At 47.4% G+C, this 11,206-nt stretch carries 10 protein-coding genes; 6 read left to right on the top strand and 4 right to left on the bottom strand.

What is annotated here, in order from left to right:
* On the bottom strand, window positions 1-827 hold an 827-nt coding region (locus AC5V8P_RS18150; protein WP_495473759.1), incomplete at its 3' end, for a serine hydrolase domain-containing protein.
* Here AC5V8P_RS18150 and AC5V8P_RS18145 point away from each other — a divergent pair.
* Window positions 827-1,213, top strand: a complete 387-nt coding sequence (locus tag AC5V8P_RS18145) for an Lrp/AsnC family transcriptional regulator (RefSeq protein ID WP_063211410.1) — start codon at window positions 827-829, stop codon at window positions 1,211-1,213. The two genes, AC5V8P_RS18150 and AC5V8P_RS18145, sit on opposite strands and share 1 nt — an antisense overlap.
* A gap of 86 nt (window positions 1,214-1,299) precedes the next feature.
* Here AC5V8P_RS18145 and AC5V8P_RS18140 read toward each other — a convergent pair whose 3' ends face one another.
* Window positions 1,300-2,391 (bottom strand): MFS transporter, encoded by a 1,092-nt coding sequence (locus AC5V8P_RS18140; RefSeq protein WP_081276788.1) that lies wholly within the window; start codon window positions 2,389-2,391, stop codon window positions 1,300-1,302.
* A gap of 435 nt (window positions 2,392-2,826) precedes the next feature.
* On the opposite strand from AC5V8P_RS18140, the gene AC5V8P_RS18135 reads away from it, so the two are divergent.
* The 3 genes from AC5V8P_RS18135 to AC5V8P_RS18125 all read left to right on the top strand — a co-directional run bounded on the left by AC5V8P_RS18135 (window position 2,827) and on the right by AC5V8P_RS18125 (window position 4,944).
* The gene (locus AC5V8P_RS18135) at window positions 2,827-3,198 is read left to right on the top strand and encodes an MmcQ/YjbR family DNA-binding protein (RefSeq protein WP_064796618.1); all 372 of its coding nucleotides are present in this window, start codon (window positions 2,827-2,829) and stop codon (window positions 3,196-3,198) included.
* Window positions 3,199-3,318: 120 nt separating this feature from the next.
* Window positions 3,319-3,945, top strand: a complete 627-nt coding sequence (locus AC5V8P_RS18130; RefSeq protein WP_064796617.1) for a nitroreductase family protein — start codon at window positions 3,319-3,321, stop codon at window positions 3,943-3,945.
* 39 nt (window positions 3,946-3,984) lie between these two features.
* Window positions 3,985-4,944, top strand: a complete 960-nt coding sequence (locus AC5V8P_RS18125) for a ring-cleaving dioxygenase (protein WP_064796616.1) — start codon at window positions 3,985-3,987, stop codon at window positions 4,942-4,944.
* 120 nt (window positions 4,945-5,064) lie between these two features.
* On the opposite strand, the gene AC5V8P_RS18120 is transcribed toward AC5V8P_RS18125, so the two are convergent.
* Entirely contained in the window at window positions 5,065-8,430 is a 3,366-nt protein-coding gene (locus AC5V8P_RS18120) for a DEAD/DEAH box helicase (protein ID WP_064796615.1), read from the bottom strand.
* Between the two features lie 318 nt (window positions 8,431-8,748).
* Here AC5V8P_RS18120 and AC5V8P_RS18115 point away from each other — a divergent pair, with 318 nt between their 5' ends.
* Entirely contained in the window at window positions 8,749-9,837 is a 1,089-nt protein-coding gene (locus AC5V8P_RS18115; protein ID WP_064796614.1) for a site-2 protease family protein, read from the top strand.
* 13 nt (window positions 9,838-9,850) lie between these two features.
* Here the strand turns inward: AC5V8P_RS18115 and AC5V8P_RS18110 are convergent, their stop codons facing one another.
* Window positions 9,851-10,771, bottom strand: a complete 921-nt coding sequence (locus AC5V8P_RS18110) for an AraC family transcriptional regulator (RefSeq protein ID WP_064796613.1) — start codon at window positions 10,769-10,771, stop codon at window positions 9,851-9,853.
* Window positions 10,772-10,966: 195 nt separating this feature from the next.
* Between AC5V8P_RS18110 and AC5V8P_RS18105 the strand changes: the two genes are divergently transcribed.
* On the top strand, window positions 10,967-11,206 hold a 240-nt coding region (locus AC5V8P_RS18105), incomplete at its 3' end, for a beta-galactosidase (protein WP_495473758.1).

The raw sequence follows: 11,206 nt of genomic DNA, 5'->3' as shown, positions 1-11,206 counted from the left end.
ACTCCTCGAATACCTTTGTAGACAGATTCGCACAGATCCGTTGTAAACCTGCCTGACATTCCTTCAAGTGCTGTATTGGTGAACGCTACAACACTAAGCTCCTCACTCGGATCAACAAACCAGGAGTGACCATAGGTACCGCCCATCCGCCACGTTCCCGGCGATTCTGGTGTATTGGCATCCGCTGGGTCTTTAAGCAGCGTGAAACCAAGGCCAAAGCCTCTTCCCGGCCAATAGGGCATCACAAGGTTACCAATTTGATTGGTTGTCATTTCTGCGACAAGAGCCCTCGGCAGAATCGGATGTCCTCCCTGCCGCAAAGCTTCCAGCAGTTTAAGAAAGTCTCCTGCGCTGCCAATCATGCCGGCTCCTCCGGAAGGATAAGCTGTCTTATCGGTAAACCTGTTGGGTGAAAGGAGGAATCCGGCCGTCCCTTCCACGAAAGGAACGGTATCAAAATCCTGCAAGCGTCGGGGCTCTCCAGCGCTGTCTGCGTAAGCCGTGGTCAATCTGTCCGTATCCACGGCCTTGAAATCCGTGTCCATCATGGAAAGCGGATGAGTTACAAGCAACCGTACAGCTTCACTTAGCGGCATTCCAGTTACCTTTTCGATGACCGCTCCGAGCACGTCTGTTGCTATGGAATACCTCCACATTTTCCCCGGCTCATATAGAAGCGGGACAGAAGCGAGTCTTTGCAGATTCTCTTCAAGTGTAATTCCCGCCAGATCCATGCCGTCCGATACCCCGGCAAGCTCATAAGTTCCCTTTTCTTCCTGGAAGAAACGGTATCCTGCTCCATTTGCAGAACCAGGCGAGATTATCAATGACAGATTTAGGAAAGCTGGTGGGACTGTCTCAGCCAGCCGTAACCGAACGTGTAAAACGCATGGAAGAAAAGGGGGTTATCGAGGAATACCGAGCCGTCATTTCTTCGCAAAAAGTGGGTAAGCAATGCACAGCCTATATGCTTGTTCGGACCCGGAATTGCTATCCTTTCCTTGATTTTTGTCGTTCATCACCGGAGGTCACGGAATGTTACCGGATAAGCGGAGAGCATAATTATTTATTGAAGGTCCTCACGGAAACAACCCAGGACCTGGAAGAGTTTGAAAACCGGTGCGATCAATACGGAACCTATACGACTCTGATCGTAATGTCTTCACCGATCGCTTATAAAAATCTCATTGGAGAAACGAATTTGCTCGCATAAAATGTAATTCTCTAATCCCAAAAAAATGAATCCGCCATGCAGCGGATTCATTTTTTTGCTTATGTTACACATACTCATGGATTCCTTTAGGAAGGAAAGCCATGCTTTTTAGCTAGCCAAACTGCAAGCAAAGAGGGAAGCAGCAGGATGATTAATGAGCCCGGCAGAAATCCGGCTCCAAGCAGTTCGAGAAGCAACCCGCCGATAATGCCTCCTCCGCCGATTGCTACATTCCATGCAGTAACCAGCATCGATTGGGCTATATCTGCGCTTTTCCCCCCAGCTTGTGCTATTGCTGTTTGTAGTAAAGTGGCTGCGCCGCCAAATGTAAGCCCCCACGCTGTAACACCAAGAATGATGATTACAGGTTGATTTATTCCGATTCCCAAGGCTGCAGAAGCCAAAGCAAATCCTGTGATGCTGATTAAAACCAGCGCAAGATACGGTGCAATATAAGTGTACAAAATATTATGAGCTAGTACCCATGCCAAAACGACAAACAGAATCGTCCGTACACCGGGAATCAGGAAAACCTTGTGAAAAGGGAGTTGATCACCGGCAGGCTCACCTGCATAATCCGGCACCTTCCAGAGCACCCAGCCAATAAGGACTGCAGTCAGTAATGATACAGCTCCGAAAATGAGACGCCACCCTGTATATGTTCCGAAAAAAGTACCAAGCGGAACGCCCAGCGCCAATGCCAGCGGGGTGCCGACCATGGCTACGGCCATCGCTCTTCCTTTCAGCGAATCAGGCACCATGCGCCGCGCATAACCGGCCGTCATCCCCCACAGAACACCTGCTGAGACACCTGCGAAGAAACGCGCGACAAGCGTCAGCACATAAACGGAAGATAACGCGGTGATGGTGTTAAATACAAGAAAGCCGATGATGCACAGCAGCAGAAGCGGTCGGCGCCTCCACCCACGGGTAGCCGTTGTCAAAGGAATGGCGGTCAGAAGAGATCCAGCCGCATACAGAGTGACCAATTGTCCGGCAAGAGCTTCGGTGACCCCTAGATCCTGTGCAATTTGCGGCAGTAATCCAGCAGGCAGGCTTTCCGTAAGAATGCAGATGAATCCCGCCATGGCTAAAGCCAGCAACCCGACCCACGGGAGACGTTTGGAAGACGACACATTTGCACCGCCTTTTCTTATAAGAGCAGTGTTTGAGTTCACGAAAAAAATCTCCTTTATTTATTTTTCGCCGCTTAAAACAGCTTTCTCTTCCCTATAAGCTTATATAAATAAAACACTCTTTTACATGGATGATTAAAGGGGGATGAAGTGAATTAAGAGGAAAATGCTTTTATTTTCATGAAAATTCCATGACTTTAAAAGCAAAAAAGGCAGCATCGTCAGATGCCGCCTCATGATAAATCGTAATCGATGAGCTTGAGAAGATCCAGCTCTGAAAATAAAGGAGTCGTGAGGCTGAATGAATGTAATACGGTAGTTTTTCTTACCCTAAATTTAAAATAGGCGCTACCTTTAGCACAGTTCCCCTAAATGTAGCACGGACTTAGTGTATATGGAGCGTATGAAGATGATATAATAGGGCGCAATTAGGTAGATTGGTAGAACAAACAACTTGGAACAGAGGAGAGAAGGCTGGTGTTTGAGAAAATTGTAGCCTATGGTTTGAGTCAAAAAGAGGCCGTTAAGGATTATCCATTTGGTGCTGATCCCCTAGTACTCAAAGTAGGGGGCAAGATGTTTGCCCTCCTGACTAAAAAAGATGGTATTAGCCATGTATCCTTAAAATGTGATCCGGTCATTGCGGAAAACCTGCGTCAGCAGAACAAGGCAATTAAACCAGGCTATCATTTGAACAAAAAGCATTGGAATACGGTAGAGGTTGATGACAGCTTCCCGTTGGACGATTTGTATAGCATGATCGATCATTCGTATGAGCTGGTCTTCAAGAACTTAACCAAAGCGCAACGCGAAGCGATTACGATGAGGATACGGTCAACCGATCTGTAAAGGGCTGGTGAAGCCCTTATATAACACTTTTATAGTTTTACTTGACAGAAAACAACGAAAGATATATTCTTAATTTAAAGATAACTTATTTGAAAATAATATCAAGGAGTGGACCTGAATATGAGCGAACTGGTGAATGTTATTCAAGAGAGAAGATCGGCTTCTAAATTTATTCCTGATGTTACTATAGATGCAAAAGAACTGGAAGAAATATTCCAGCTGGTGAAGTTTGCTCCATCGGCTTTTAATTTACAGCATGCGCGTTATATCGTCGTGCAGGATGCAGAGATCAAACAAAGACTGCATGATGAGGCAAGTAAGCAGTATAAAATATTAACCTCTTCGGCCACTATTATAGTGCTGGGTGATACAGAGGCTTATACCAAGGTAGCTGATCTCAACGAAGGGTTCCTGAACTTGGGTGTCCTGAGCAAGCAGGAATATGATAGCACAGTAGAATCGGTGACTCAGTTTTATCGCGAGCGGGGACCTGTCTTCCAAAGAGAAGAAGCGATCCGTAATGCCAGCCTGTCGGCTATGCAATTGATGTTGATTGCCAAGGACAAAGGCTGGGATACATGTCCGATGATCGGTTTTGACCCGGCGAAGGTGCAGGAGGTATTGAATATTCCAGAGCAATTTGTGCCTGTGATGATGATCACCCTGGGGAAAGAGGACGAATCGGGTCAGCGGGCAAGAGGGTACCGCAAGCCCGTTGGACAGTTTGTTAGCTACAATGCATTTTGAGATTTTGTAAATCATTATGTTCATTAAGGAGTGACTGAGATGTCTTTGAAAACCGCTGGAATCCACCATATTACGTCCTTTGCAGGCGATCCGCAGGGCAATGTTGACTTTTACGCAGGTGTGCTTGGTTTGAGATTGATCAAAAAGACAATCAACTTTGACGCTCCAGAAGTATACCATTTGTATTTTGGAAATGAAGAAGGCAGCCCGGGCACGATTATTACCTTTTTTCCGGCTCCGGGTACACGCAGAGGCAAGATTGGAGGCGGACAGGTCGGGATTACGACATATGTCGTGCCGCTGGGCTCGCTGGATTACTGGGAGAACCGTCTACACAGCTTGAAGGTGTCCTTCACAAAAGCTACTCGTTTTGGCGAGTCATTTATCCAGTTTCGAGACAATGAGGGCTTGCATATGGAGCTGGTGGAGCGGGAAAAAGGGCCAGTGAACACATGGACAGCCGGAGGCGTGCCTACAGATAAAGCGATCAAGGGTTTTGGAGGAGCCGTGCTCTATAGTGCGGATTCCAAACATACCCAAAGCGTGCTGGAGAACGTTCTGGGCATGACGCTCATCGGAGAAGACGCAGATGCAGGCTATATCCGTTATCAGACGACTGGGGATTTGGGCAATCTGATCGACATTCCGGTCAAAGATGTACCGTGGGGGAATGGCGGCGCCGGTACGGTTCACCATATTGCGTGGCGCGCGCAGGATGATACAGAACATCAGGCATGGAACGAATGGGTTCGCCAGCATGGTTTTGGGACCAGTGGCATTGTAGATCGCCAATACTTTAATGCCGTATACTTCCGCGAGCAAGGTGGTATTTTATTCGAGATCGCAACCGATCCACCCGGATTTACCGTGGATGAGGAGCTGCATGAGTTGGGACGCAAGCTGATGCTGCCTGAATGGTACGAGCCTCAACGCGCCCAGATTGAATCTAATCTGGTTCCCATTGAACCTAGAGTGCTCAAACAGGATGAATCAGTTTGAGCAGTACAGTACAATCACATATGGAACAAGAAAAGGTCCAATGCGGGAAGATTTCCACCCTCATTGGACCTTTTGGTATTTGAATTTTCAGAATCATAAAAATAATTGTGGAAGAGCTGTTTAGATCATGAGCAACTCACGAATCTCCAGCTCGGTCAGTGCTGAAAGGCTTTCTTGCCCTGGCTGGATGACCTGGTCGATCAGGTTTTTCTTTTTTTGCTGTAGCTCATACATTTTATCCTCTACCGTACCTTGGGCGACGAGCCGAATAACCTGCACCACTTTTTTCTGACCCATTCGGTGTGCGCGGTTGGTAGCCTGCTCCTCTACAGCGGGATTCCACCACAGGTCATACAGAATAACGGTATCCGCGCCGGTGAGGTTCAGACCTGTACCTCCTGCCTTGAGGGAAATCAGGAACAGCTCGCGTTCTCCTTCGTTAAAGCGACTGCACAGCTCGACCCGTTCGGGGGCGGGAGTCTGTCCATCCAGGTAAAAGTAGGGAACCCCTTCGCGAGAAAGCTCGCGTCCGACCATTTGGAGCATCGTAGTGAACTGTGAGAAAATGAGCATCCGCTTCCCGGAGCCGAGACATTCTGTAACAATCTCCAGCAGTTGCTCGAATTTGGCTGAGCTGCCTGTATATCCTTCGATGAACAACCCCGGATGACAGCAGAGCTGACGAAGCCGGGTTAGACCTGCGAGGATTTTGATCCGGTTTTTCTGAAAGCCTTCTTCGTTGAGATGCTTCAACGTTTCATGCTGTAGCTTGGCCAGATAAGCCGTGTATAGCTTTTTCTGTTCCGGCAGAAGCCGTGATACCTGCACGGATTCGATTTTTTCCGGCAGTTCCTTAAGAACATCGCTTTTCAGACGGCGCAGCAGGAACGGACGAACCCGCTTGGCAATCACGTTTCGAGGCAGGTTGTGAAACGCTCTTTTTCCGCCGGGAAATAGCGCAGGAAATACAACGTCGAAGATGGACCACAACTCTTCCAGCGTATTCTCGATCGGTGTTCCTGTCAGGGCAAAGCGGTAGCGGGCTTGTACATCCTTAACAGCCTGTGCCGTCTGAGTGGCATGATTCTTGAACGCTTGTGCCTCGTCCAGAATAAGCGTATGAAACGATGGCTTACTATACATATCTGCATCGCGCCGCAGCAGCGGGTAGGAAGTAATAATAACGTCATAACTGGCAGCATCCCGTATAATCCGGCCCCGTTCTTCAGGGCTGCCATCGGCAATAATGACGCGGATATGCGGGGCGAATTTCTCCAGTTCATTCCGCCAATTGTACACCAGCGATGCAGGGGATACGACCATGGCTGGAAGCTGTTGACTGCGAATCTCTGGCAATACGGAGACGAGGAAGGCAATGCTTTGCAGTGTTTTGCCCAGCCCCATATCATCTGCCAAAATGCCCCCAAAACGGTAATGTGCCAAGGTCTTGAGCCATTGAAAACCGTAGACCTGATAATCCCTCAAGATTGGAGCAAGCGTGCCGGGTACGGGAAAGTCGAGATGATCAGGATTGCGTATATTTTCTAATAATTGGCGAAAGGTTTTACCCAAGGTCAGGTTTTTCACATGATCATTAGGATCAATTAAATACAGACCCTGCGTAACCGGGATTCGAATTTGCGCTGCATCCAGATCGCTTTTGCGGATACCTGTTTCGTTCATGAACCGAATTAATTCCTTGTATTCCTCTGTTTCCAGCGGCAGCAAGGCACCATTCGGCAGACGGTGATATCTCTGTTTTTCTTCCAACGATTGGAGCAGCTTGCGAATTTCCGATTCCGGTATACCCTCAATATCAAATTTAAATTCAAGCCAATCCGTGCGTTCATCCCACTCCGCCCGTATTCTTGGGACAGGCAGTGTATTATTAATTTTCGCCTTGACTGCACCTGTGGCATAGACATCCAGCAACTTTTCCAATTGTGGAACCGTATGGTACAAAAAGTCATACTCTGCATCTTCATCTTCCATAAAATATCCGCTGTCTGTTCTGGCAAAGGAGCTATGCTCCATCAGTTCCAAAATTCGCTGCTCCTGTTCCCCATCACGTATCAAAATGCGGTCGTTACCTGGTGTTCGTGCATCTGTTTCCAATGGGTTGATGATGATATCCCCATATTGGAATTCTAGTCCTGCCAGCAGCTTGTCTCTTACCCGATCCAGATACAGCTTGGCTTTCAGCGGCTGCTGTGTGACTCGCTCTGAGACAGCACGTGTCATATGGACACGTCCGAGCTTCATTAACCCAGGCACGACCTTATCCATAAAAGCTTCCATCTGCTCTGGCGCAATCTGAACTTTTCGTCTGTGATGTACTTCGACCATCCGTTTCAGCTCGGACAAACGCCGTATGGAATCAGCCTTCTGCTTGACAAGCTTGCCATCGGCAATGACGACACCGTAGTCCTCCATGACGGTCAAGTCATCCAATCCTTGAATACTTAGCTGATAGCCTTCACTTGTGGCTTCGGTCTCATCAAATTCAAATTGCAGCGGAAGCATTAGATCAGACTGGGGAATACCCTCGCTCATGTTTCCGTGAATTTCAAAATAGACACCTTGCGCTGCTGTCAGCAAGGGGAGCAGCTTATCCCAAGCCGCAGGCGGAATGAGAAGCATTCGCTCGCCGCTCATATGACTTCCGGAGGATGAATACGTGCCTGAGGTTTCCCGAATCATGCGCTCCTGGTAGCATACCTGGGATAATTGCTGTAGAATCGCGTCATGTTCAATTCGGAAGCGGTATAGCTCAGGCTCGTAGGTGAAGCTTTTCGTGAACATATAGCTATCTCCGCGGTCGATACTGTCCAGAAACGGGCGGATTTTCTGAACGATGTATAATCGTTTGGGCCCGGCCTTCATTTCCACGCCAAACATGTATTTTTGGTAACCGTAGGCAAACGGACGGATAACAAACTGAAAATCCAGAATTGCGCGAGTATCCAGCAGCGCAGGTGTGCTGCGAAGCGGTCTCTTGCGCCCGAATAGTTTTAACATACTGTCGGTTAAATGGAGATCGCCTTGTGTAATGCCAGAGGACCGTGACATTCTGGTTGTGTGTTCATTTGGGTCATCTGTAGATGTGTACATCTCGTCTGAACCTATACTTCCTGCTGGATCGGGAGCAGTGCCGGGATGAAGTTTGGAGACATAGGAACGTACGGACACACTTTTTCCACGCCGCATATCATAGGCGTTAAGGAGAACAGCGGCAATATGTTTGCAATATCGTCCGATGGTCTGAAATGAGCTACAGGTGCATTCGGCGCGTATGTTTCCGTTGGGCCAAATCAATACAGCAACCGCATAAAAGCCGCTTTCTTTGACTGTAGCTTCGTACACACCTTCATTATGATCTATCTGTGTAAAGGCCACCTTTTTGGCCCGGTAATAGGCATCCCCGTCGTCGTAAGCAGATTGACTGCATAGTTGTCTGATCGCTCGCCGGGTAAGTTCAAAACTCATGGTTCGTAATCCTTTCCTGAGTTATTCCGTTTTCTACATGATAACAGAACAGACAGGGGGAAGGACACTTGAGTACGGAATGCAACTTTACGAACAAGGAGAGAGGACAGAAAAAAAGCAGGCCTTGGTCCGTCATTGAACCAAAGTCTGCCAGGTGGCTACAGCTATATTATATGTCGGGCAGTCCTTCTTCTTGCTTATGGACACCCAGCGCGTTACATGGCTTCCCCAGTTCGCTTATCTGTGAGTTAGAGAAGTTTTTACAAGCTGCACATTGCAGGATACAATGGAAGTGATAGAGAAAGGAGACGGGTACTTTTGCAAAAAGAAGACAATAAGACCGATTCCAAATCCGAATCATCCAAATGGTATCTTGGTAGTGCAGCAGCATTGCTCTTGCTGAAAGGCAAGTCGTTGCTTGCTCTTTTAAAATTCAGTAAATTTGGTGGTGCGCTGATCTCTATGGCGTTTACGATTGGCGCGTATGCGATTATATACCCATGGGGATTTGCGGTCGGATTCGTGTTGCTGTTATTTGTGCATGAGCTGGGGCATGTATTGGCTGCCAAGCGCAAGGGGCTTCCGGTGTCGACGCCGTTATTTATTCCTTTTCTCGGGGCACTGATTACCATGAAACGCCATCCCTTGGATGCCCAGACAGAGGCGTATGTGGCTATGGGCGGGCCGCTATTGGGCACAGTTGGAGCTATGGCGGTATACGCAGGAGCCTATTCAACAGACAGTCCGCTACTATATGCGCTGGCATATGTCGGTTTTTTCCTGAATCTGATTAATTTGCTGCCGATTCATCCACTCGACGGTGGACGGATTTCTACAGCAGTGACACGCTGGTTATGGCTGGTGGGCTTATTGGGTGGGATTGTAGTAATTGTGTATTTGAAATCCATTTTATTTTTCTTTATTTGGGCGCTATTTGCCTATGATTTATACAAAAAATATGTCAAACGCAATAAAGAAGACGTCAAAATCCAATCGTTATTACAGAAGCCAGTAGTTGACGTACAGCATTTATATGGACAAGGATATCCGCTGCCTGGACCGGAGCATACGCGCAGACTATCCTTTAATACCTACTCAGATCTGGAGGGGCAGCAATACGTAACAGTATATATGGAAAGTCTGGATGTGGAGCATACGCTTCTGTTGCCGCAGCAGTGTCTTGTCCAAAATGTATGGCTGAACGGGGTAGAACATATACCGACACCGGATGCATACCAGCTCAGATTGCTGTGTGAGATTGACTATATTCCATTTGAAAATGATAAATATTACGAAGTCCCCGCAGCATCACGCTGGAAATTCGGCATCGGGTATTTGGGATTGGCCGTATTCCTGATAGGGATGATGTATGTGGTACATCAGCACATAGGAGATATCAGGCTGTGATTTGAAGGATAACCTACGTGTAGCTTCTTTGCTCATCCGTAATCGGTTTTAACGTCTGGCGGTATTTTAGCGGGCTGACGCCTGTCCAGCGCTTGAATTGTCTGCTGAAATGAGCCAGACTGGAGTACCCCAGCAGGGAAGCTACCTTGTTCAGCGGCAGATTGGACTGCTGGATCAGTACCTTGGCCTCATGTAGCTTGGTCTCCGATAGATAGTGACGTGGCGAATAGCCGTAAACTTTGCGGAACACTTCCTGGGCATAGCCTGGACTGATCCCGAGGGAAGCCGCCACATCTTCAAGCCGGAACGTCTGCTCGCCAGATTCATCCTCCCGATAAGGCTTGAACCTCGATTGAATGGCTTCCATAATGGCTTTGGCATATTGAACGGATGAAGGTGCAATTCTGGGCTCCAATCCCGTAGAGATCATTTGCGAGAATATCCCGAACAGCTCGAACAAGGCAATCTGCATGCGAAAGCGGTCCGCTGTCGTATATTCTCCGCTCTCACGCACCATGCTGATCCAGCTATGGACGACCTTTTGCAGCTTGGTATTGGTTTCAGTGCCTGCCGGGAAAAAGAGCTGATTATTCTTAATCATTTCTTGACGGAACAGTGGATCATCGACATTAAAATGGGTGCTAAAATAATACATTCCATCCGGGGATACACACTGACTCACATGCTTAAATCCCGGCGGAATCATTAAAATATCACCCTTTCCAACCGAGTATACGTTATTCTCCATAATGGTTTCCTGACGACCTTCCAAAATGAGTGCAATTTCAAAACCAATATGAGACTCCTCAGGCATGCACCAATCCGCTTTAACCCGATGAATATGAGCGCCAAAAAATTTCACATTCCAGTCGATAATGGGCAGCCATTGGCAATCATGAAATAGAGCTGGATCGACATCTGGATTTAATATCATCAGATCACCTTCGATTAGGGCAAATTTTACACCGCTTAGACAATCTCATTGTACCTAACATTTAGCTATAATAAAAGAGCGCTTACAAGTGTTCTGCTACATGCTTTTACTTAAAAAAATCGATTATATATAGTATTTTTGGAAGCGGTACCATATTGTAATCAGGGAGCTTTAAACTTATTGGAGGACGACTCGATGGAAAAGCTATTGTACGGTGTTGCTTATTATGATGAATATATGCCTTATGACCGTTTGGACCAAGATATCCAAATGATGAAGGATGCGAGAATTAATGTAGTGCGGATTGCCGAATCCACTTGGAGTACACATGAACCGCAGAACGGAGTATTTGATTTTACCTCTGTGGATCGGGTATTGGACGCTATGCATAAGGCTGGTATTGAGGTCATTGTAGGCACGCCCACCTATGCCGTA

Source organism: Paenibacillus sp. N119s, assembly GCF_059447605.1.
Note: the sequence above shows the minus strand (reverse complement) of the source record. Positions and strands in the feature narration are given on the sequence as shown.